The 21,763-nt window shown below is 67.5% G+C and carries 17 protein-coding genes; 8 read left to right on the plus strand and 9 right to left on the minus strand.

Annotated features, from left to right (window positions below; translation table 11 throughout):
* Nucleotides 1–23: 23 nt before the first annotated feature.
* A complete protein-coding gene (locus IPK85_07245; GenBank protein MBK8247170.1) occupies nt 24–605 on the minus strand; it encodes a sigma-70 family RNA polymerase sigma factor in 582 nt (193 codons plus the stop codon).
* Nucleotides 606–665: 60 nt separating this feature from the next.
* Between IPK85_07245 and IPK85_07250 the strand changes: the two genes are divergently transcribed.
* Both IPK85_07250 and IPK85_07255 read left to right on the plus strand, forming a co-directional pair.
* Nucleotides 666–2,444, plus strand: coding sequence for a serine/threonine protein kinase (locus tag IPK85_07250; GenBank protein ID MBK8247171.1), 1,779 nt, complete (start codon nt 666–668; stop codon nt 2,442–2,444).
* Nucleotides 2,360–3,367, plus strand: a complete 1,008-nt coding sequence (locus IPK85_07255; protein MBK8247172.1) for a tetratricopeptide repeat protein — start codon at nt 2,360–2,362, stop codon at nt 3,365–3,367. Before IPK85_07250 ends, IPK85_07255 begins: the two co-directional genes overlap by 85 nt.
* 61 nt (nt 3,368–3,428) lie before the next feature.
* Here IPK85_07255 and IPK85_07260 read toward each other — a convergent pair whose 3' ends face one another.
* The 3 genes from IPK85_07260 to katG form a co-directional block, all read right to left on the minus strand.
* A complete protein-coding gene (locus tag IPK85_07260) occupies nt 3,429–5,672 on the minus strand; it encodes a hypothetical protein (protein MBK8247173.1) in 2,244 nt (747 codons plus the stop codon).
* A gap of 165 nt (nt 5,673–5,837) precedes the next feature.
* Complete coding sequence (locus IPK85_07265; GenBank protein ID MBK8247174.1) at nt 5,838–6,857, minus strand: hypothetical protein; 1,020 nt, start codon at nt 6,855–6,857, stop codon at nt 5,838–5,840.
* A 111-nt stretch (nt 6,858–6,968) separates the two neighbouring features.
* Nucleotides 6,969–9,170, minus strand: a complete 2,202-nt coding sequence (gene katG, locus IPK85_07270; protein MBK8247175.1) for a catalase/peroxidase HPI — start codon at nt 9,168–9,170, stop codon at nt 6,969–6,971.
* A gap of 161 nt (nt 9,171–9,331) precedes the next feature.
* On the opposite strand from katG, the gene IPK85_07275 reads away from it, so the two are divergent.
* Nucleotides 9,332–10,105, plus strand: a complete 774-nt coding sequence (locus tag IPK85_07275; protein ID MBK8247176.1) for a LysR family transcriptional regulator — start codon at nt 9,332–9,334, stop codon at nt 10,103–10,105.
* Between the two features lie 175 nt (nt 10,106–10,280).
* Here IPK85_07275 and IPK85_07280 read toward each other — a convergent pair whose 3' ends face one another.
* Nucleotides 10,281–11,666, minus strand: coding sequence for an insulinase family protein (locus IPK85_07280; protein ID MBK8247177.1), 1,386 nt, complete (start codon nt 11,664–11,666; stop codon nt 10,281–10,283).
* The gene (locus tag IPK85_07285) at nt 11,663–13,051 is read right to left on the minus strand and encodes an insulinase family protein (GenBank protein MBK8247178.1); all 1,389 of its coding nucleotides are present in this window, start codon (nt 13,049–13,051) and stop codon (nt 11,663–11,665) included. The genes IPK85_07280 and IPK85_07285 overlap by 4 nt, the downstream gene beginning before the upstream one ends.
* Nucleotides 13,052–13,171: 120 nt before the next feature.
* Here IPK85_07285 and murB point away from each other — a divergent pair, with 120 nt between their 5' ends.
* Nucleotides 13,172–14,119: a UDP-N-acetylmuramate dehydrogenase gene (gene murB / locus IPK85_07290; protein ID MBK8247179.1), complete on the plus strand. Its 948-nt coding sequence runs from the start codon at nt 13,172–13,174 to the stop codon at nt 14,117–14,119.
* Nucleotides 14,120–14,167: 48 nt separating this feature from the next.
* Here murB and IPK85_07295 read toward each other — a convergent pair whose 3' ends face one another.
* On the minus strand, nt 14,168–15,754 hold the full coding sequence (locus tag IPK85_07295) for a PDZ domain-containing protein (protein ID MBK8247180.1): 1,587 nt from the start codon (nt 15,752–15,754) through the stop codon (nt 14,168–14,170).
* Nucleotides 15,755–15,949: 195 nt separating this feature from the next.
* Between IPK85_07295 and IPK85_07300 the strand changes: the two genes are divergently transcribed.
* Nucleotides 15,950–17,143: a hypothetical protein gene (locus IPK85_07300; protein MBK8247181.1), complete on the plus strand. Its 1,194-nt coding sequence runs from the start codon at nt 15,950–15,952 to the stop codon at nt 17,141–17,143.
* A 58-nt stretch (nt 17,144–17,201) separates the two neighbouring features.
* On the opposite strand, the gene IPK85_07305 is transcribed toward IPK85_07300, so the two are convergent.
* Entirely contained in the window at nt 17,202–17,813 is a 612-nt protein-coding gene (locus IPK85_07305) for a hypothetical protein (GenBank protein MBK8247182.1), read from the minus strand.
* Nucleotides 17,814–18,091: 278 nt separating this feature from the next.
* Between IPK85_07305 and IPK85_07310 the strand changes: the two genes are divergently transcribed.
* The 3 genes from IPK85_07310 to IPK85_07320 all read left to right on the plus strand — a co-directional run bounded on the left by IPK85_07310 (nt 18,092) and on the right by IPK85_07320 (nt 20,668).
* A complete protein-coding gene (locus IPK85_07310) occupies nt 18,092–18,856 on the plus strand; it encodes a response regulator transcription factor (protein ID MBK8247183.1) in 765 nt (254 codons plus the stop codon).
* Nucleotides 18,853–19,986 (plus strand): histidine kinase, encoded by a 1,134-nt coding sequence (locus tag IPK85_07315; protein MBK8247184.1) that lies wholly within the window; start codon nt 18,853–18,855, stop codon nt 19,984–19,986. Before IPK85_07310 ends, IPK85_07315 begins: the two co-directional genes overlap by 4 nt.
* A 124-nt stretch (nt 19,987–20,110) precedes the next feature.
* The gene (locus tag IPK85_07320) at nt 20,111–20,668 is read left to right on the plus strand and encodes a pyridoxamine 5'-phosphate oxidase family protein (protein MBK8247185.1); all 558 of its coding nucleotides are present in this window, start codon (nt 20,111–20,113) and stop codon (nt 20,666–20,668) included.
* 16 nt (nt 20,669–20,684) lie between these two features.
* Here the strand turns inward: IPK85_07320 and IPK85_07325 are convergent, their stop codons facing one another.
* Nucleotides 20,685–21,695 (minus strand): hypothetical protein, encoded by a 1,011-nt coding sequence (locus IPK85_07325; protein ID MBK8247186.1) that lies wholly within the window; start codon nt 21,693–21,695, stop codon nt 20,685–20,687.
* Between the last annotated feature and the right edge of the window lie 68 nt (nt 21,696–21,763).

A 21,763-nucleotide genomic window follows, 5' to 3' on the forward strand; every position in this document is an offset into this window, starting at 1 on the left:
CGTCCAGGGGCCGGGCCGGCCGCTCAACGGTCGAGCGCGCCGAGGTCTCCGTCGATCTCCTTGCGCAACCACGCCCGGGCGACCAACCAGTCGCGTTGCACGGTCTTGAGCGACACGCTCAGCGTCGACGCCGTCTCCTCCAGGGTCAGCCCCGCAAAGAACCGCAGCTCAACAACGCGCGCCCCTCGCGGGTTGAGCGCGACGAACCGATCGAGCGCGTCGTCCAGTGCGACCAGTTCATCCGCGGCCCCGTCGGTCATCAGTGACTGGATCTCGTCCAACAGCTCCACCTGCATCCCCGACCCGCGCTTGAGTCGCTTGCGGGCGCGCGCATGGTCAATGAGGATGCGCCGCATCGCCTGCGCGGCCATGTTGAGGAAATGCACGCGGTCGGCTGGGGCGAGCTGGGCGCGCCGCGTGAGTTGGAGGTACGCCTCATGGACGAGCCCGGTTGGGCCGAGGGTGTGGCCCGTGGCTTCGTGCGCCAGGTGCGCTCTGGCGATTCCCTTCAGCTCGTCATAGATCAGGGGGAAGAGCTCGTCGAGCGCCGCTGAATCCCCGGCGCGCAGCCGGGACATCGATCGGGAGATGGGGTCGTCGGACATGAAAGGCAGGGGACGGCGGCGCCTGGCAAGAGCTACAGCACACGGGGCGGGGAACGCAAGATGAGTGCAACCAAGGTCGAACGCTGGGCGCAGGTCGAGTCCATCTTTGTGCGCGCGGTGGAGCTTCGTGCCGAGGAACGCGGAGCCTTTGTGGCCGCGTCTTGCGGAGGCGACGCGACGCTGCAGCGCGAAGTCCAGGACCTCCTCGCCGGCCATGACTCGGCAGGCGGTGACGCCTATCCCGACCGCTTGCTGACACCCTCGGGTCACCTGCCATCCGACGGCCGCATCACGGGCTCGCGCCTTGGCCCCTGGGCAATAGACGAGCTGATTGGGCGCGGAGGGATGGGCGACGTGTACCGCGCCCACCGTGCCGACGCGCAGTATGAGCAACAGGCGGCCGTGAAGGTGATGCGCGCGGGACGCGACCCCGACGCGATGCTGCAGCGCTTCCGCAGCGAGCGACAGATCCTCGCCCGCGTGCAGCACCCCAACATTGCGACGCTGCTCGACGGCGGCCTCACCGACGACGGCACGCCGTGGCTGGCCATGCAGTTCGTCGACGGGATCACGATCACGGAGTGGGCCCGTGAGCACGCCCTGGGGCTGCGCGAGCGACTCGCGCTGTTCCGCACGGTGTGTGAGGCCGTGCATGCCGCCCACGGCCACCTCGTGATTCACCGTGACCTCAAGCCGAGCAACATTCTGGTCACCGCGGACGGTAAGGTGCGGTTGCTCGACTTCGGGATCGCCAAGGTCCTCGATGCGTCGGCGACGTCGCCAGAGACCGGGGACCTGCTGCTCCTCACCCCTGAACATGCGGCCCCGGAGCAGTTTCGCGGCGAAGCGGTGACGACGGCCACGGACGTCTACGCCCTGGGCGTCCTGCTCTACCAGCTTCTTGCAGGAAGCCGGCCCTATCAACTGACGCCCACCACCGCACTGGCACACGCGGTGTGCGAGGACGATCCCCCACCCGCGAGTATTGCCGCGGCCGACGCATCGCGCCTTCAGGCGGTCGGCCTTGCCACATCGCAGGTGCCACCCGCGGCGATCGCGGGTGACCTCGACGCGATCGTCGGCAAGGCGCTGCGCAAGGAACCAGGGCGCCGGTACGGGTCGGCCTCGGAACTTGCCGCGGATGTGCGCCGCTATCTGGACGGCTTTCCCGTCGAGGCGCGACCCGAGACGCTTGCGTACGTGGCCCGGCGCTTCGTGCGCCGCCATCGGGCCGCGGTCGCAGCAGCAGCCGGTTTGTTCATCGCCCTCGCCTCGCTGGTGGTGGTGTCCGTGCGTGCGGCGCGCGTCAGTCGAGCCCAAGCCGCCGCGATTGCCCTTGAGCGTGACGTGGCCCTGCAGGTGTCCGGCTTCATGGAAACGCTGTTTCGTTCACCGAGTCCCTTCGCCGCGGGCGTTGAGCGACGGGACACGTTGCGCGCGCGCGACCTCATGGTGGAGAGTGCCACCAAGGTCCGCCGCGACCTCGCCGCACAGCCACTCCTCCAGGCACGCCTGCTACATCTCCTTGGCCGATCCTGGGCCGATCTCGGCGACTATCCCGCCGCGGAACAGTTGTACAACGAGGCGCTGGCGATCCGCCGACGGGTGCTGGCGCCGGGCGCTACCGACATCGCCGCGACCGAACTTTCGTTAGGTACCGTGGCGTGGCAAGCGGGACGCGCGGCGACCGCGGAGAGCACCCTCCGCCGTGTGCTCCGCTGCTCGCGCGAGATACCGCAGGCCGCAAGGATCGTGTGCGGGCGCTCACCACGCTGGCGAACAGCGTCCGCACGCAGGGCCGTCTGGCAGAGGCCGAACCCATCTACCGCGAGGCGCTAGCGCTGGCGCGCGAAGTGCACCCCGACGACGATGTGGAGGTTGCAGATCGCCTGTCGGACCTCGGCTCGCTGTTGGGTAACCTCGCGCGGTTCGCCGAGGGCGAGTCCCTGCTGGTCGCGGCGATCGAGATGGCGCGGGCCGATCTCGGATCACAGCACCCTCGGGTGGCCGGTCCCATGAACAACCTGGCCACGCAGTTGATGGTCCAGCGCAAGTTTGCGCCTGCGGAGACCTTGCTGCGTGAGATCACGGCTATCGTGGAGGCGGCACTCCCGGACCCGCATCCCCTGCTCGCGGTCACGTTGAGCAACCTGGGTGCCAACCTGTACGAGCAGCAACGGCCGGCGGAGGCCGAGCCGATCCAGCAACGTGCGCTCGCCATGCGTCGCGCGACCCTTGACCCGTCGCATCCGAGCATCGGCATCACGCAGCTGAATATTGCGTCCACCGTGGAAGCCCTCGGCCGCCCTGGAGAGGCGCTGCGCATGAAGCGCGACGCCGTGGCGTTCTTCCGCCGCACGGTCGGCCCCGGACACCCGCTGGTGGGCGACGCCCTGAACGCGACCGCGGCCACGCTGATCAACATGAAGCGCTATCGCGAGGCGCTCGTGGAGTACGCGGCTGCCGTGCAGGTGCGGACGGCGGCATTGGGGCCCAACCATCCGTCGACGGCGGCGTCATACGGTGGGATGGCGCGTAGCTACGCCGAGTTGGGCAACCGCCCGGAGGCGGTGACACACTACGAGAAGGCGCTCGCCGCCCTGGGCAGCAACCCATCGCGCGCACCGATCATGTGGAACGGGACGATCGACCGGCTCGCCGCGGTGTATCGCGCGCTCGGGAAGGGGGAGACGGCCACTGCGTGGGAAGCCAAACGACTGCCTGCGCCCCAGCGCGCCCCCGTGGACGCGCCGCGTCCATAGCCACCACGGGGACTCGCCCGGGGACGGGCCTGGGGCGAGTCGGCCGAGATGCGGGCGGCACTCAGGGGACGGTAAACATCCACGCCGCCGAGTTGTTCGTGCTCACGTGGTCATAGTCACTGCCGCTCACCTGTGCCGTGTTGGTCCAGCTGCCCGACGTCGACGCCCTGAACACGATGACGAACTCCAGGCTCGCCCCGCTGGCCAGGGCGCCCGCCGTGCAGGTCAACGTTCCGGCGGAGGTTGTACAGGTAACCCCCGCGCCGGCGGATTGGTAGGTCACGCCCACCAGCGAGGGAATGGAGAGGCTGGATCCAGTCGAGGCGCCGGGACCGTTGTTGGTGATGCGATAGCGTGCCTCGGCAACCTGGTTCAGGTTGACCACCGACGGAGCGGAGACCAGGGTCAGCGCGAGGTCGACCGGCGGATCATTGTCATTGACGTACGCCGGAACACTCCGTGTATAGCCCTGATAGGCGGGATCCGCGCTTGTGAGTGTCTGGGACAGCGAGTCGAGCACCTGGCCATCCGCGCGTGCATCATCTACCGCGCTGACCGTGACCGGGACGGGCAGTCCCCAGGTCGCCACGTTGAACGTCACCTGGCTTGGTGACATGGTGAACTCGCCGAAGACCGACGCGAAGCTGGCGTGGACCGGGGCGGTCGGGCCCGTTCCGCCCAGGCAGACGTGGCCGGCGATTGGCGCTGCTCCCTCAATGAGCGCGCCACTGCTCCGCGCGGAGACGAGCGCGCTGGGGTCGTGCCCAACGGCGAGGATCGTGTCCCCCGCCGGCCATGCCCGCCAACCGACCCCAGGATACTGGCTGCCCCCGGGAGTGAAGGCTCCGGAGGACAGGGCGGCCGGCCGCACGATTGCCGGGAACACCTCGCCACATCGACCGTTGTCCGTCGCGGGCACCAATGAACCGGCTGCACTCAAGGCACCTGCAACGACAAGTTGGTCAAAGTCGGAGGCGGCGGAGTAGCTCAGGCTGACAGTACTCTGCGAGTCCAGGGCGAGCGATCCAACCTGAAGAACCTTCTGGAGGACACCTCCAGGAGCGACGGTTCCCCCGACTACCTGCACGTCACCCACTGTGCCTTCGCCCTCCAGGCGCGCACCGGCCCGGATGGTCATCGGGCCGAGTTGCGCACTCGCCGATGAGCCCACATACGTCCCGGTTCGCAGGTCGAGGTGGCCACTCGTGACGTTCAGCGTATCGTAGTTCGAGAGAAGGGCGCCAGAGTAGACGACGCTGTCGGTGACCGTGATCGATCCGTAGGCGCGGAGGCTGCCGATCACCCGCAGCGGCAGTGGAGCCGTCGTGCCCAGGGTGTCCCCCAGAAGCAAGGCACCACTCACCCGGATTCCTCGAGCGTTCCCCGGTTCCTCGGCCAGCTCGACGCGTCCGCCCGGGTCCGCCCAGGTTCGCAGGCTCGTCCCGTACTCAACGTCACCTGTGACGCGAACAATACGGGCGCCAGAGGCAACGTCGATCGCCCCGTCGTTGAGAATTGAGTTGAGGTGGAGATCGGACTCGCTCACCAACACCGCGGCACGCCCCGTGTCTGCCGGCACTCGTGATGGCAGGGCCGCACCGCGCCACTCGACGACGGGATGCCGTCCTCCCTGAGGTCGCACGTGAAGATGCGCGGACGGATCCGTCTTCGCGATGTCACCAGCCAGGACAGCGCGGTTGGCAGAAATCCACTCCGCCAACCCCACGAGGCGCACCGTTCCATCCGTCTCGAGTGAGTCGAACACCAACTTTGCACTGCGCACGAGCTGCTGCATGACCATGGTGCCGTGGTTCTCCACAAAACCGGCGTGCACGCGCTCGGCAATCGTGAGGCTATCGCGATTCACGAGATGATCGAACTCGAACACAGTCCCCAGCGGTTGCGGAACCTGTGCCACCAGGTGCAACGCCCCTCCGGATGGCACTTCAGTACGCCCGCCGACGCGTAGGCCGGAGTGGTTGGCCACCGCCAGGGTGAGCTGCGTGGAAGGACCGAGGTCGAGGTCGCTGAGGGTGTGTACTCCACCATCCACGTTGACGATGTACGTCCCGGGTCGATCAATGCAGACCTGGCCAGATGAGGGAACACCGCTCGGGGACCACTTGGTGGTGTCTGTCCAGTTGCCGCTGACGGGTTGGCGCCAACGCCACTGACACGGGGTGATACTCGGACCCATGCTCCCCTGGACCGCCCGGGCTGGACGTTCGGGGTCCTTCGGTGGCTGGGTTGGCTCGCGGCAGGCCGCGAGGGAGGCGAGGGCGATGAGTACGAGGAGCGAGCGCATCGGCGCGTGGGTGAGACGACCTCGTCCATGAGACGGGGTCGCGCAGGTTCACCCGGGTAGCGTCGCCCGCCGCCGGAACTGGACATGGCACGCGCAACCGCAAGTCAGGCACCGCAGCGGCCGCCGTCCTTCCCCCGGTCGACCGTGCGGGCCCGACCTCTCAGCTTAACAACCCGGATCCCACAGGGTGGGGACGTACACGCCCCCGACCACGGAGATGCCGACGACAAAGCCGCAGTTGTTCACTGCCACCGCTTGGGCACTCGCGGTGCCCGGCGGGGCCGTGGGGTGCGGCAGGTAGGTGATGGTGCCGGCCCGGTCGCCGATCCATGGGAGGAACACGCCAGTCGGGTTCAAGACCGTACCGACGGCGATGCCCCACCCGTTGACGTCATAGGCCGCACTCCACGGGCCCACAAAGGCACCCTGGAGCTGTGGACTCCCGAAGACGGCTTGCTGGCTCCCGCCGGCAACGGACTGCGTGCCGACCACGCCGAGGCCGCCGTCGATTCCCGTCACCGAACTGAAGCCGGTCAGTCGGGTGATGGAGTAGCCGGACGCCGAGGGCCGCCACACTACCGGACCAAAGCCATCCACGCTGCCGATGATCACGTTGTCGTTGTTGATGTCTTCAGCGTACGAGTTTACGGTGCCTTTGGGGATCGGAAGGCGGTCAAAGACGCCGGACTTGACGTTCCAAACAAACGCTCGCGTGACGCCAGCGGTCGGGCGATAGGAGCCCACGGCCACCTGCAAGTCGTTGAGCCCGTAAGTCCAGCCATCCACCGGGTACACGGTGGGTCGAGTGGCCGACGCCAGCCAGACGGTCGGTGAGGGGACGGAGTTCACGTCGCCCACGAACCCGCCGATGTCGCCGAAAGCGTTGATCGCGCGGCTCTGTGCGGCGAACCAACCACGCCGTGGCAACACTCGTGTGGTCGCCGAACGCACGTCGTGCAGGTACGCGTCGAGTCCGTCCCAGCCAGTGACCTGGAGCTTGTCGTTGACGTCGGAGAGATAGCCCCCCAGCCCCGGAAGGACGGCACGATACGCCTTGGCGGGTGGCACCACGTTCGGCGACGGTGCCCCCAAGGCGGCGGGCGCGAGGGCGCGGTCAGTGGAACAGGCGCCGAGGGTCGCGAGGGCACCGAGTCGCAGGAAGACAGAACGAAAGAAGGGAGACATGCACGGGGATGGAGGGCCGCTCCATCAACGTGCATGTCTCCCCGATTTTCTCACTCTCGCGCCATCCGGGCTTCGTGAAACACCACCGGCGTCACGGGTGGCCGCGACCGATCAGGCCAGGTCGAACCGATCCAGCTCCATCACCTTCGTCCATGCCGCCACGAACGCCTTCACGAAGGCCTCTTTCGCGTCGGCCGACGCATACACCTCGGCCAGCGCGCGCAGCTGCGAATTGGAGCCAAAGATCAGATCTACGCGGGTGCCCGTCCACTTCACGTCGCCCGTCGCGCGATCCTTGCCCTCGAACAGGTCCCCGGCCGCGGACGCCGGTGACCAGGTGGTGCCCATGTCCAGCAGGTTCACGAAGAAGTCGTTCGTGAGCACCTCGGGCCTGGTGGTGAAGACCCCGTGCCGGGACTGCCCATGGTTGGCATTGAGCGCGCGCAGGCCTCCCACGAGCACCGTCATCTCGGGCGCGGTCAGCGTCAGCAGCTGCGCCTTGTCCAGCAGCAGTTCCTCCGCCGGGACGCTGTACGCCTTCTTCTGGTAGTTCCGGAAGCCATCCGCCATCGGCTCCATCACCTCGAAGGACTCAACGTCCGTCTGGGCCTGGGTGGCGTCCATGCGGCCGGGCGTGAACGGCACCTCAATATTGACGCCGCCGGCCTTCGCCGCAGCTTCGATCGCGGCACAGCCACCGAGCACGATCAAATCGGAGAGGGAGATGCGCTTGCCACCCCCCTGCGATGCGTTGAACGCCTCCAGCACCTTGGTCAGGACCTCGAGCGCGCGCGCGAGCTTCGCCGGCTGGTTGACCTCCCAGTCCTTCTGCGGCGCGAGTGCAATGCGGGCGCCGTTGGCACCACCGCGCTTGTCCGACCCACGGAACGTTGAGGCCGAAGCCCACGCCGTCGCCACGAGCTGCGAGATGGGGAGGCCACTCGCGAGGATCTTCGCCTTGAGGTCGGCGATGTCCTTTGCGTCGACCAGCGGGTGGTTCACCGCAGGAATCGGGTCCTGCCAGATCAACACTTCGGCCGGGACGAGCTTGCCGAGGTAGCGGGCGCGAGGGCCCATGTCGCGATGCGTGAGCTTGAACCAGGCGCGCGAGAACGCGTCGGCCAGTTGGTCCGGGTTGGCGTGGAAACGGCGCGAGATCTTCTCGTATGCCGGGTCCATGCGCATCGCCATGTCGGCGGTGGACATCGCGGGGAGGACCTTGCGTCCCGGCACGTGCGCGTCCGGAACCGTTGCGGCCTTCACCTTGTCGGTCGGCTCCCAGATCCACGCGCCGGCCGGGCTCTTGACGAGCTCCCACTCCCACCCGAACAACGTGTCGAAGTAGCCATTGTCCCACTTCGTCGGGTTAGGGGTCCACGCGCCCTCGAGTCCGGACGTCGTGGTGTGCTGCCCCTTCCCGGTCCCCAGGCGGTTCTTCCAGCCGAACCCCTGCTCCTCGATCGGCGCGCCTTCCGGCTCCGGGCCGACGAGCGCGGGGTCGCCTGCACCGTGCATCTTGCCGAAGGTGTGGCCGCCTGCCACCAGCGCCACCGTCTCCTCATCGTTCATCGCCATCCGCTTGAACGTCTCGCGGATGTCCCGCGCCGAGGCGAGTGGGTCCGGCTTGCCGTTCGGTCCCTCGGGGTTCACGTAGATGAGCCCCATCTGCACAGCGGCCAGCGGGTTCTCCAGCTCGCGATCACCCGTGTAGCGTTTGTCGCCGAGCCACTCGGCTTCCGCTCCCCAGTAGATGTCTTGTTCCGGTTCCCACACGTCGGCGCGACCACCGCCGAAGCCGAACGTCTTCAGTCCCATCGATTCGATGGCCACGTTCCCCGCGAGAATCATCAGGTCGGCCCACGAAAGCTTGCGGCCATACTTCGCCTTGATCGGCCACAGGAGGCGACGCGCCTTGTCGAGGTTGCCGTTATCCGGCCAGGAGTTGAGTGGGGCAAACCGTTGTGTGCCGGAGCCCGCGCCACCACGTCCGTCCGCGGTGCGATAGGTCCCCGCGCTGTGCCAGGCCATGCGGATGAACAGGCCACCGTAGTGGCCGAAGTCCGCCGGCCACCACTCCTGCGAATCGGTCATGAGGGCGTGCAGGTCCTTCACGACGGCGTCGAGGTCCAGGGTCTTGAACTCGGCCGCGTAATCGAAGCCCGCGCCGTGGGGATCGCCGGCTGGGGGATTCTGGTGGAGGATGCCCAACTTGAGCTGGTTGGGCCACCAATCACGGTTGGAGCGGCCACTTCCTGCGGTGTGGGCGCCGTGGTTGACCGGGCATTTGCCGGTCCCTTCGGTGGGGTGCGACATAAGGCGTTCTCGAGGCGTTTGGGGTGGGCGGACAGCGCGCGAATCGGCCGGAGGGGCCCCGAGAGCGTCCGACTCGCATAGCAATCTCATCCTACGGCGCTGAGTCATAGCCAACAACGGGTGCGTGGCTATACCAGCCATAGTCAGTTACTATGGAGCGCATGGACAGCACCCTGTTCCGGGCGTTCCTGAAGACGGTGGACGAGGGGTCACTGAGCCGCGCGGCCCGGGCGCTGGGGATCTCGCAGCCTTCGCTGACCCTCCAGATCCAGCGGCTGGAGCGGCACTTCGGCGCGCCACTCTTTCGGAGGCACGGCCGCGGGGTCGCCCCCACGGACGCAGGCACGGCACTCATCCCCCGGGCTCGCCGGATCCTGGAGGAGTTCAGGGAGGCGGAGGACGCCGTTCGCCAGCACGACGAGGCGCCGGCGGTCTTGCGGGTGGGGGTGATCCCGACGGTGGCGCCCTACCTGGTGCCGGACGCGTTACGCCGCCTGCGGGACAAGCATCCGGCACAGCGGGTGTCGATCCACGAGTCGCACAGCGCAGCGCTGATGCGAATGCTGGCCGACGGCGAGCTGGATGTGGCGATTGCGGCGCAACCGTATCCCTTTGATCCCTCCCTCGTGGTGGACGCGTTAGGCGCCGATCCGCTGGTGGTCGCCGTCCCGACTCACCATCCGGCCGCGCGCGCCGGAACCATCACCCTCGCGGAACTGCGCGATGCGCCGGCGATTACCCTCGACGCCGTACATTGCCTGAGTGACCAGGTCGCGGAGTTCTGCAACCGGCAGGGCATTCAGCTGGATGTGGTATGCCGGGGAGCGCAGCTGGCGACGGTGCTCGAACTCGTGGCCGCGGGGGTTGGCGTGTCCATTGTGCCAGCGATGGCCGCCGCGCGGCATCGGGGAGCGCCTGTGTGTTTGTGCCGGTGACGGAGCGGGCGCTGACGCGCGAGATCGTCGCCGTATGGCTCGCGCGTGGGGCGCGACCTTCGGCGGCCGGCTCCCTGGTGGAGTCCCTGCGCACGGTGGTCCGCGGCTGGTAGTACGCCCTGTGGTTCGTCGGTCCGCGCAACACCCGTGCGTGTTGCCGTCTGCCGTCTATTCCCTACCAGCGCTCCATGCTCGCCTTCGGCAGCTTGGACACATCCCCGATGTAGGCCCACTGCACGTCCTTGATCCACCGCTGCGCCACGCGCTGGATGTCGGCCGGGGTAATCGAGCGCAGCATCGCTTCCAGGTGCCCGGCCGCCTGGAGATCTCCCTCGAACAGGAAAGACTTGGCGAGGAAGTCCGCCTGTGCGCCGAGGGTCTCGTTCTCCAGAAAGAACTGCGTGATGAACTGCTGGATCAGCTTGTTGAGCGCCTCGGGGTTGACGGTGCTCGTGCGTACGGCCGCGAGTTGCTGTCGCATCACGTCGATGGTGACCTGCGGCGAGACCGTGCTCACGTACACCCCGCCCCCGCTCACCGCACGATCGATGTAGGGCGCGTCCACCGCATAGGTCAGGTTGCGCCGCGACCGTACTTCGCCAAAGAACTGGCCCGAGAGGATCGCCGTGGCGATGCGGAGGGCGTACGCGTCCTTCGTGCTGGCGTGCGGGCCGGCGTACCGCCCGAGGATGTAGTTGGTCGGGAGGTCCCGCTGCAGGCCGTACGCGGCGGCGCGACGTCGCGGGAGCGTATCGGGGAGCGACCAGGTGTACGTGCCGGCCGGCAACTTCCCCAGCGTCGAGCTCACCAGGCGCGTGATCTTGTCGCGGGTCACGTTGCCCACCACCACCACCAGCATCCGTGACTTCACGACCTGCTGGGCGTGATACGCCTTGAGGCCCGCCTGGGTAATGCTTGCGACGCTGGTTGCGGTGCCCGACGGAGGCACCGCATACGGATGACCGTCGTACGCGAGCGAGTCGGCCAGGAACTCGGCGAGGGCATCCGGCGAATCCTGGCGCTGCTTGACGGCGAGCAGGAACTGCTGGCGCACGACCTCCAGTTCCCCCGGGTCGAACGTGGGTTCCACCACGCGGCTCGCCATCACGGCCCAGGTGGAGTCAAAGGTCGCTCGGGTTGCGCGTACCCCTATCGACGACCAATCGGTCTCGGCGTCGATCGATATCCCGGTGCCGAGCCGGGTCATGAGCCGGCGGAGCCGCTCACGGGAGTAGGTACGCGTGCCGTTCTCGCTCGCGGCGAGCATGAGCAGCTCAATGCCAGCGTTGTCCCAGGAGATCTGGCGGACCCCGCCGAGCAGGTAGAGGTTGGCGACGACCATGTCGCCGCCCGCCGGGCGGTGGATGACGCGGATGCCGCCCACGTCGAACGTCGAGGTGGAGTCGGCCGCGGTTTGTGCGCGCAGTTCCGCGGGTCGTAGCGTGCCGACGACCATCGCTGCCACCATCATGACGATGGCGCCGAGGCGCCGTCTGCCGTCTGCCGTCTGTCGTCTCAGCGTTCCCATCATCCGTCTGCCGCCTGCCGTCTGGGAGTTCATTGCACCACCCGCGGCAGCAGGTCCGCCTTGGTCAACCCGAGCGCCTTGCGCGATTCCGGGTCGATCAACACCCCGGTGATCCGCGGCTTCCCGATGATGTACTTCTTCGCATAGGCTTGCAGGTCCTGCAGCGTCTGTTTGGCCATGTTGTCGATGTAGCCCATGTAGTACTCGAGGTCCGCGACCGACCACCAGAAGCCCAGGGTGTGGGCGAAGTCGCTCGCACGTTCCATCCCGAACGCCGTCGACACGGCGCGCTCCGCCTTGGCCGCCTCCAGCTGGTCCGCCGTGATGTAGCCTGGATCGCCGAGCTGCGTGATTTCCTTGTCCAGCGCGGCCAGCGCAGCCTTGAGCTTCTCCGGCGTGGTCTGCCCCTGGATGGAGATCGGGCCGACCTGGTCGAGCGTGTAGTAGTTGAACCCCACCGACTGGAAGAGCCCGGTGTCCGTGAGGCGGCGCTGGAAGGTGGAGAGCGATTGGTTGATCACATCGGAGAAGACATCAGCGGCAAAGGTCGCCTGGGGATCCTTCCGCACACTCGGACCTTGCCACGTGACCCAGACCGTCACCGCGTTCACCGGTTGCTCGGTGATCACCACCTCGTTCCCCTTGAGCGGCGGGATCGGGGGGATCGGGTCGAGCTTGAATGGATCGGGCCCGGGTTTCCAGTCACCAAATGCGGCTTCGGCAAACCCGAAGATCTCGGCCGGCTTCACATCCCCCGTGACGATGAGCACGGTGTTGTTGGGGATGTAGTACTTCCTCTGGATTTCAAAGAGCTTCTCGGGCTCGACCGTGCGCAGGATCTCGCGATCCCCGATGACGTTCTTGCGGGAGTATTGCCCGGGATAGAGGGCGGTGTTCAGGTCGCGCTGGAAGGCCCAGTGTGGATTGGATTCCTGGCGATCGTATTCGCCGAGGACGACTTCGCGTTCGCGCTCGAGTTCCTCCTTGAGGAACATGGGGGTGCGCATCGCGGCGGCCATGAGCTTGATCGCCCCCTCGACCGAGTCCTTCCGGAGCGTCATGTAATAGTTGACGCGCTCTTCCTGGGTGGTCGCGTTGAACACTGCCCCAAGGTCCGAGGCCCGCGACACGAACTCGTCGGGGTTGGGGGCCGCGTCGTTCGCCTTGAAGAACATGTGCTCATACAGGTGGGCGAGTCCCTCGTAGCCCTTACCCTGGGTGAAGGACCCATTGCGCACATTGAGTTCCACGGTCGCCAGCGGGACGCCGTGATTCTCGAGTACGACGATCTCCATCCCGTTGGGGAGGAGCTTCTTCGAGAGGATCTTCTCCAGCTCGGCGCGTTGCGCGATGGCCAACGCGGGAAGCAGGAAGAGACCGAGTACAACGGGGGTGAGGCGGCGAAGCAAGCGAGCCAAGGGAATTCCTGTGTTGATGTGCTGTTGTGACCGCGACCTGGTGTCCAGGTCCCCACCGCGAAAGCCGGGGACGGCCACCTGACGCTACCGCCTTCGGGTCCTCCACCTGATCTTTCCCTGATGCCAAGCCCGCTCGATCGTTTCACGACTGCGGTCCGGTCCTTTCTGGACCTGGACCGCCTGCGCACCGGCGTGCCGCTGGCTCCATACACCACGTTCCGTATCGGCGGTCCGGCGGACCTTCTATACGATGCCACCTCGACCGACGACCTGGCAAACGCGGTCATTTTGGCGCGGGAACTGGGCGTGCCCCACTTCGTCCTCGGGTTGGGGGCGAACATCCTGGTGGGCGACAAGGGCTTTCGCGGGCTCGTCATCCGGAACGTGGCCCGGCACTGGCGGCAGGTCGACCCGACGCACCTGTGGGCCGAGAGCGGGACGACCATCAAGGAGCTGATCTTCGCCGCGATCGGCGCGGGCCTCAGCGGGCTGGAGCACTACATCGGTATCCCGTCCACGGTCGGCGGCGCCGTCTGGCAAAACCTGCATTTCCTGTCCCCGGCACCGGAACGCGCGCGGACGATGTTCATCGCCGAGGTGGTAGAGTCATGCGAGGTGCTGACTGAATCCGGCGAGCGGAAGATCGTGGGGCCGGAGTATCTCGCGTTTGGGTACGACGACTCGGTCTTTCACCACGCGAAGGACATCGCGCTCGCGGTGACGTTCGCGCTGCAGCCTGGTGATCCCGCGGCCATGCATCGGATCCTGCAGGAAAACCTCAGCTGGCGTGGTGCCCGGCACCCCTGGCTGGAGATTCATCCGAGCGCGGGGTCGATCTTCAAGAAGATCGAGGGCGTTGGCGCAGGGCGATTGGTCGATCAGTGCGGGCTCAAGGGGCACCGCATCGGCGACGCGCAGATCTCACACATGCATGCCAACATCATGGTCAACCTGGGGGCAGCGACCGCGGCCGACGTGCGTGCGTTGATCGCGCATGCGCAGGCCGCGGTGCAGCAGCAGCATGGGGTTCAGCTGGAGCCGGAGATCGGGTTTATCGGGGAGTTCTGAGCCCGCCGTGACGCGCGCGCGGGCGTCACGGTCGTGCGGGATGCCGGCTTACTTGATCCCCGGGATGAGGCTAAATGCACGCAGCGCCTCTCCAATCGCCGGATCAGCGCGTGCCGCGACGCGATACACGCCGGCCTCACCCCACCGGACATAGGCCACCTGTCGGGCGAGGTGTTGCGCCAGCTGCCGGTCGACCGCTTCGCCGTCCGGCACCTCCACCTGGTGTTCCTTCGCCAGGGCCCGAAAGCCCGACACGGCCGAGGCCGGGAGCGACGGGCTGTCGGCGAAGGCCTCCATGGTGCGCGAGTCGGCATTCGTGCTCACGTACTGGTTGGCCCACTTGAGGGGCAGGTCGTCGTCCAGCGCGTCGATGTACCACGCGGGGGTGGCGTCGTGTGCGGTGAGGCGCACATCCGGGAAGATCCCGCCGCCGCCATACAGCGTGCGTCCACCGGCCGAGCGGCAGGTGGGTCGTCCCACGGTGTCTCGCGCGGTGCGTGCTTCTCGGTAGTAGGCCCGCAGGCTGACATCGCGATAGGCGCGCTGCACGATGCGCCCGCACGGCGTCCGGATGCGCCCAACGACCAACTGCATCACCGAACCATCCGACAGGGGCATGCCCAGCATCATCAGCGACTTGCCAAAGCTGGGTTGGCCGACGACCACGGCGCGATCATGGTCCTGCAGGGCCCCCGCGACGAGTTCCGACGCACTCGCGGTCCCCGCATCGATCATCACGACCAGTGGGTAGGGGCGCTCCGACCGGAAGAAGGAGCGCCGGACGCGTCCCGTGTCGGCCGTGCTGGCACGACGCCCTTCGGCCGTGTAGACAATGCTCCCGGCCGGCAGGAACTCCCCGGCGACCGCGGCGGCCTCGCGCACGCTGCCGCCCCCGTTGCCCCGCAAGTCGAGGACGAGGCGTTGCATCCCGCGACCCTCGAGCTGCTCGACCGCCTTCCGCAGGTCGTCCGCCACGCGTGAGTTGGCGAACGTGGTGATGCGGATGTACCCCGTCGCCTGGTCCAGGAGCAGCGCGGTCGGCACCGCCGTCTCTTCGGCCGGCCGCTCCCGTCGCACGTCACGGAGGAACGATCCATAGGTGCCATCCGAGCGCCGCCGCTCAAAGGTGAGGGAGACCGTGGAGTGCTTGGGCCCCGAAAGCTCGATGTCCAGCTCCTCCGCGCTTTCCGCGCGAAATGCCTTGCCATCGACGGACACGAGTTCGTCGCCGGGGAGGATGCCCTGCTGGCTGGCGCGCGTGCCGGAAGCGACCTGCATGACAATGGCTGCACCGCCAGACACCGCAAACACTACCGGCACCGGGTAGAGCTTGCCCGTGCGCAGGAGCTCCTCACGGCCCGGCTCCAGGCGGAGTGCGGGAATAACATATGAATGCGGGTCTGCCGCCTGCACCATCGCCTGGATGGCGGCCATCAGGATGCGATGGGAGTCCACCGAGTCGGGATGGTTGACGCGAATCTGGTTGAAGACCTGGGTGAAGAGCTGCAGGTCCTCCGCAGCCGTGCGCGGTCGCGTTGGGCCGACCCCGGTCGCCTGGGCTGCCGCGGGGGCAACCCCCAGCGTGATGAAGAGGCAAGCCGCCGGAAGCAGCCGAAGCGTGCGGGTGACGATCATGGGGTGATGCCTCGTTCACGAAGGGCGACGGCTCGTGTCCATTCCTCGCACGGACGGTACAAACATGCGCAGGGGGGGCGCAGCCCGCCACCGTGGGGTCGTCGGGCACGCTGCGGGTTCCCAGGGGACGCGGCGCGACTTGCCCGAGCGCACGGCTGCTGCCAACATATAGACGCCTTATCAACCGGAGCGGATATGCGGACCTTGATCCTGTGCGGCCTCCTGGCCGCCAGTGTGGTGGCTGAGGCCCAGAAGGGCGGGAACCTGCCAAAGCGCCCGCGCGATGCGGCGATCGCGGACACCAACGACGCCCGGGGCTATGCGGAGTTCGCACGCCTGAACCTCGTTGCCAAACCCGGGATAGCTGCCGACGCGTACTTCTGGGCGTCGCGCCTGGATCCCATGCAGGGCGAGTACTTCTACGGCTATGCGATGGGGCTGGTCCTCAAGTCTCCCAGCCTCGTCCGCTCATACCTGCGCTCGCGGGCCGGCCAGTCGAAGGACCTGCGCCAGGTCGATTCGCTCCTCCTGAGGGCCCATACCATCGACCCATTCCTCTTTCGGCGGTTCGACCGCGACCTCTTCTTCGAGAGTGTCCGGTTCGCCGCGATGCAGGATAACCCGCAGGTCAGCGTGCCGGAGCTCAACTTCGCCCTCACGCAGTACCTCAGCGGCGCCGACGTGGAAACCCGGGCATGGATGGCCTATGCCAACGCCGACTTCCAGCAGGCGCTCAAGCTGTACGGTGAGGCTATGAAGGGAAAGAAGAACGCCGCCGGGTATCATATCGAGCGTGGACGTATCCAGGCGCGCATCGGACAAGCGGACTCGGCGATCGCGTCGTTCGAGGCGGCCCTCAAGGAACTCCGCGCCCGTGAGCAGAAGGATGTCGTCGTGATCTACAATTCCAAGGCCGTGCTCGAGCACAGCATTGCGACGCTCCAGGAGCAGCGTGATAACGCGGAAGGCGCCCGGGCGGCCTATGGGCGCGCGCTCGAGGAAGACCTGTCGTATCATCCGGCACACACGCGGCTGGGCCTCCACGCCCTTGGCCATGGGGATACCACCGCCGCGTTGTCCGAGCTCGAGCTCGCGGTACAATTGGCGCCCAACGAGGCAACGCCACGTTTCATGCTCGGGAGCACGCTGCTGGCCGTTGGCCGGACCGATGACGCCACCGAACACCTCACCCAGGTCATCACCCTCGAGCCATGGTGGGCCACACCCTACGCCATCGTGGCCCAGGCCTGGGAGCGCAAGGCTGACGGACCGAAGGCGCTTGCGGCGTATGAGGGATACATGGCACGCGCCGCGCTCACGCACCCGTTGCGCCCGCAAATGCAGCAGCGGCTCGCCAACCTCAAGGAGACCCTGGGCATCAAGCCCTGACGTTCGCCAGCTCCCGCTTGCTCTGTGCGACCGGTGTTCGCCGGTCGCACTAGGGCGTTCACCTGATCGTCAGGCCAAACATGACGCCGTTGGCCCCGCTCGATCCCCCTCCGCCGATGTACGACCCCCGCAGTTCGGCAAAGGCGCGCACGCGTCGCCACTCCGCGGTAACTCCGATGCCCGCCGCGCTGGCCTGACCCCATCCGGCGTCGTCCGTCGGCTGCTGAAATGCGCCGAGGACACACGTTCCCGACGGGCAGCTGCCAGGGCGGAACTCGGAGCGACCACGAAAAATTCCGGTCCCGAGGTACGCGTACGGACGCAGCTGCCTCCCAACGCGACGCTCGTACACCCAGTTCACCATCGCGCCCCACGACGTCCCGCCATACCGCGTGGACGTGATGCAACTGTCGCACGTGACGCCAAACGACGACGAACCGCTCTGCGCGTCTCGCGCCAGTTCGAAGCGCAGGCTGTGCCGGGGAGCAATCGGCCGTTGCAGCACCAGCGCGGTGTAACGCTCGGTGCCACGCTGGACGTCATCGTCGAGCTTGCGGCCACCGCCAAGGACACCCCAGGTGACCCCCGGCGTTCTCGGCGCTTGCGCGTGGGCGAGCGCCGAGGCGGCAAAGACGGAAAGGAGAATGATCGGACGGTACGCCGCGGCCATGGTGCCTCCTGACGGGATTGCCCTGGTAGACACGCGCCATGAGCCCCGGCGTCTCGCCGTGGTGATGATGCGCGCGCTAGTCCTTTGAGTGGCAGTGTCACAGGATGGGAGGCGAATGACCGGTCCCGCGGAATCCCGGTTGCCGGGCACGGCCCGGACACACCCGGCGCCCCCTGAACCGCCGACACGCGCCCTGTCCCTCTCCTCTTCCAACCATCCCGGGCGGCGACGACACTTCGGGTGCCACCGCGGCGCCGACCTGCATCCTCTCTCCGACCGTGTCCACCACCTCCGTCCTCATCGTCGACGACGAAGCCCTCGGGCGTGATTGCATCCGCTTCGCGCTCGACCCGGTGCCGGGGTACCAGGTGGTGGGCGAAAGCACCTGCGGCGAGGATGCCATCCGCGACATTCGACGGTTGGAGCCGGACATCGTGGTGCTGGACATCCAGATGCCCGGCCTCTCCGGCCTTGACGTCATCCGCGAGATCGGGCCGGCACAGATGCCCCCCACCGTGTTTGTCACCGCGCACGACCAGTTTGCGCTGCAGGCCTTTGAGGTCGAAGCCGTGGACTACGTCCTCAAGCCGTTCGACGACGCCCGCCTCCTGCGGGCACTCGAGCGCGCACGGGCCAGCGCCGCGGGGCATGGGGGCCGGCTCGAGGCGCTGCTGGCCGCGTTAGGCAACGTCGCGCCCGGGGCGTCCGCCCCACGCTACACCCGGCGCATCCTCGTGCGCGCCGGCGAGCGCTACCAGTTCGTCCCCGTGCAGGAGATCGACTGGATCGAGGCTGCCGGCAATACCCTGCGCCTGCATGGTCCCGGACGGCTGCACGAGATCCGGATGACCCTCCAGTCGCTGATGGCCTCGCTCGACCCCGCGGCCTTTGTGCGTATTCATCGGTCGACGGCCGTGCGGCTGGCCGCCATCAAGGAGATCCAGCCCTGGTTCAGCGGGGACTACCTCGTGATCCTCCACGACGGCAAGCAGCTGCGCCTGAGTCGCAGCTACCGGGAACAGGTCCTGAAGGTCTTTCATTGAGCACCTCCGCCGCCGGCACCACGCGGCAGTTCCTGCTCAATCGCTGGACGGCCGTCGGCGTCACCTGCTTCCTGGCGTTGGACATTGCGCGCGAGGTGCTGGTGTCAACGACGCGGCCCCCCAACGCGCCATGGGGGGTCCTGCTCTTCCACAACGTGGCCTGGTGGATCCCGTGGCTCTTGATCGTGCCGGTCGTCGGGGCGGTGTCGCGACGGTGGAGCGTGCTCGGTCCGCGGCGCTCACGCGCGATCGTCGCGCATGTGGCGTTGGCCTTCGTCGCGACCGTCGTCCATGTGGTGGCCGTCGCGCTGCTCATGGCCCTCGCACCACCGGCGCCGGGACGCTGGCCGGGAGTGCTCCCGGTCGCCGCCAACCTGCTTGCCGGGTATGTGATCCTGAACCTGCTGACCTACCTCGCGGTGGCGTCCATCTGGCACGCGGTCGACTCGTCCCGGGAGGTCACGCGGCGCGTGGAGGAGGGCCGAGCCCTCGCCCTTCGCACGCGCGAACTGGAACACGAACTGACCGGCGCGACGCTGGAGGCATTGCGCGCCCAGCTCAATCCTCACTTCCTGTTTAATGCCCTCAACGCCATCGCCGGCCTGGTGCGCGGTGGGGATCGCGAGCGCGCCGTCTCGGCCATCGCGCAACTCGGTGACCTCCTCCGCGAAACGCTCGACAAAGACGCGGCCCAGGAGGTCCCACTGGCCGACGAGGTGGCCCTCGTCCGTCGCTACCTGGCGATCGAGGAGATGCGGCTTGCCCAGCGACTGCAGGTCGTCGTCGAGGTCGCCCCGGGGGTCGCGCACCTGCGGGTCCCGTCGTTCCTGCTGCAGCCCCTGGTCGAGAATGCGATTCGCCACGGCATCGCACGCTGGCCCGAAGGAGGGACGGTAACGATCGAGGCGCAGCAATTCGGCCCGCAGCTTACCGTGTCGGTGCGCGACACGCCACGGCAGCCGCGCCCCACCCTGCCGGGTGCGCCGCTGCGCGAGGGAATCGGGCTCGGGAACACCCGCCGTCGGCTGCAGCAGCTGTATGGCGGGAGGGCCACGCTGCGTGTTGCGCTACGCGCGGACGGTGGGTGCGTGGCCGAGGTCGTGCTCCCCGTCGACGCTGCGGTCCTCTGATCCTCGCGGTAGCTTCCCGCTCACGAGCGATTTCCCCGTCACCGACCGCACTCGCGTCCGACGCCTCCCCGAGCGGGGGAAGTACGATGCGGAAACTGTCCACCGGATCGTCGACGCGGTGTTCGTGAGCCACGTGGGCTTCACCATCGATGAGCGCCCGTTCGTGATCCCGGTGTTGCACGCCCGGGACGGCGAACGCCTGCTGCTGCACGGGGCGTCGAGCAGCCGGTTGCTGCGACACATCGCGGCTGGCAACCCACTGTGCGTGTGCATCACGGCCATTGACGGCCTCGTGCTGGCCAAGACCGCCTTCAACCAGTCGGTGAACTACCGGTCGGTGGTGATCTTCGGACAGGGCACCTTGCTCGAGGATGCGGATGAGAAGCTTCGTGCCCTCACCACCCTCACAAACCGTCTCGTGCCGGGCCAGTGGGACCACGTGCGCCACCCGACTGCACAGGAACTCAAGGCGACGTCGATCGTCGCAGTGCCGATCACGGAAGCCTCGGCCAAGGTGCGGAGCGGGCCGCCGAAAGACGACGCGGATGACCAGGGGTTTCCCGCCTGGGCCGGCCTGGTCCCGATCACGCAAGTGATGGGGGCACCCATTCCGGCCGCCTACACGGAGCCGACGCTGTCCGTCCCCGCCCACATTCAGGCGGTCGTCAATCGCCCAGCCTGACCGGGGGTGCGAGGACCTAGGGCGGTTCCTTCCGGAACTTGAGCGTCTCCACAGCTACCCGTTGTACCACGGCCGGCAACCCCCACTCCTCGCCTGCCGCAGGCGATGTGCGCCACCAATACGCAATCGTGGTGTCCGGCACCTGGATGAATGGTGAGGGCTGGCGGAAGGTCGTATAGCCCTCAAAGCGCCGCGGGCCCGCTCGCCCCTGCACGCGCAAGCGAAACTCCACCTTGCGCAGGGCGCTCGTCGCCGAGTCGAGAAAGGCCACGCCGCTCCAGTCCGTGGTGCCGACGTGCCGCGCGGGAACAAAAGAGAGTTGCACCACGCGAGTGGAATCGACGGTGCTCACCTCGGCGCGCTCGGCGCAGTGGTGATCCCAGAACGCCGAGTCGCCCAGCGTCGCGAGGAAGAGGATCGGAACGCTGAAGCCGAGCGGTCCTTCCTGGACGACCATCCCGCGCTGGTACCGCTCGCCCCAGCGTGCCGAGGAGACCCGCTCGCGGACGTCGCGCACGCGTTCCTGCTTGCTGCGCGGCGCCGACACCGTCCGTCGCATCTGCGTGACCTCGAACGGGTACGCCTTGCGAAACGACTCATACCGTTCGGCGCCTTCGCGCAGCTGCGAGAGCGCCCAGGTTTCCAGTGCGCCGTCGGTTGGCGTGATCCCGTCGCACGCACTGGCGGCCCGGGTGCTGACCGTGGGGAGTGCAAACGGAATGGGGACCAGCCGCACCTCAACGGTGTCCGCGGGTGGGATAGCGACGTCCCGAAACGCAAAGCCGATCTGGCGCACGCGCAGCATCCGTGCGGTCGAGGCGATGCGAAGCACGGCGACGCCGTTGGTGTTGGTAAACCGCCGATCGTTTGTGCCGGTGACCATCACCTCCGCGTTCTGCAGCGGTCGGGCGTCGGCGTCGGCCCGGACGACGACCACCAGCTCGCGCGCCTGTGCACGCAAGAGCGTTGGCACAAGCGTGACATAAAGCAGGGCGAGGAGGGCCCACGGCATGCCGGAAACTGCCATGGGTGCGCCCCGCCCGCCACACGCCGTGTGGTGGCGCGCTGCGCACCCGATACCTTTCCGCGACCCCC

The organism is Gemmatimonadota bacterium (assembly GCA_016712265.1).
In the GTDB taxonomy this organism is placed as follows: Bacteria; Gemmatimonadota; Gemmatimonadetes; order Gemmatimonadales; family Gemmatimonadaceae; genus RBC101.

Bases quoted from the DNA above. Each gene is read 5' to 3' on its own strand.
- murB (MBK8247179.1), top strand. From the start codon at position 13,172: ATGCCAAGCCCGCTCGATCGTTTCACGACTGCGGTCCGGTCCTTTCTG.
- IPK85_07260 (MBK8247173.1), bottom strand. From the start codon at position 5,672: ATGCGCTCGCTCCTCGTACTCATCGCCCTCGCCTCCCTCGCGGCCTGC.
- IPK85_07250 (MBK8247171.1), top strand. From the start codon at position 666: ATGAGTGCAACCAAGGTCGAACGCTGGGCGCAGGTCGAGTCCATCTTT.
- IPK85_07300 (MBK8247181.1), top strand. From the start codon at position 15,950: ATGCGGACCTTGATCCTGTGCGGCCTCCTGGCCGCCAGTGTGGTGGCT.
- IPK85_07305 (MBK8247182.1), bottom strand. From the start codon at position 17,813: ATGGCCGCGGCGTACCGTCCGATCATTCTCCTTTCCGTCTTTGCCGCC.
- katG (MBK8247175.1), bottom strand. From the start codon at position 9,170: ATGTCGCACCCCACCGAAGGGACCGGCAAATGCCCGGTCAACCACGGC.
- IPK85_07295 (MBK8247180.1), bottom strand. From the start codon at position 15,754: ATGATCGTCACCCGCACGCTTCGGCTGCTTCCGGCGGCTTGCCTCTTC.
- IPK85_07265 (MBK8247174.1), bottom strand. From the start codon at position 6,857: ATGTCTCCCTTCTTTCGTTCTGTCTTCCTGCGACTCGGTGCCCTCGCG.
- IPK85_07325 (MBK8247186.1), bottom strand. From the start codon at position 21,695: ATGGCAGTTTCCGGCATGCCGTGGGCCCTCCTCGCCCTGCTTTATGTC.
- IPK85_07245 (MBK8247170.1), bottom strand. From the start codon at position 605: ATGTCCGACGACCCCATCTCCCGATCGATGTCCCGGCTGCGCGCCGGG.
- IPK85_07275 (MBK8247176.1), top strand. From the start codon at position 9,332: ATGGACAGCACCCTGTTCCGGGCGTTCCTGAAGACGGTGGACGAGGGG.
- IPK85_07280 (MBK8247177.1), bottom strand. From the start codon at position 11,666: ATGAACTCCCAGACGGCAGGCGGCAGACGGATGATGGGAACGCTGAGA.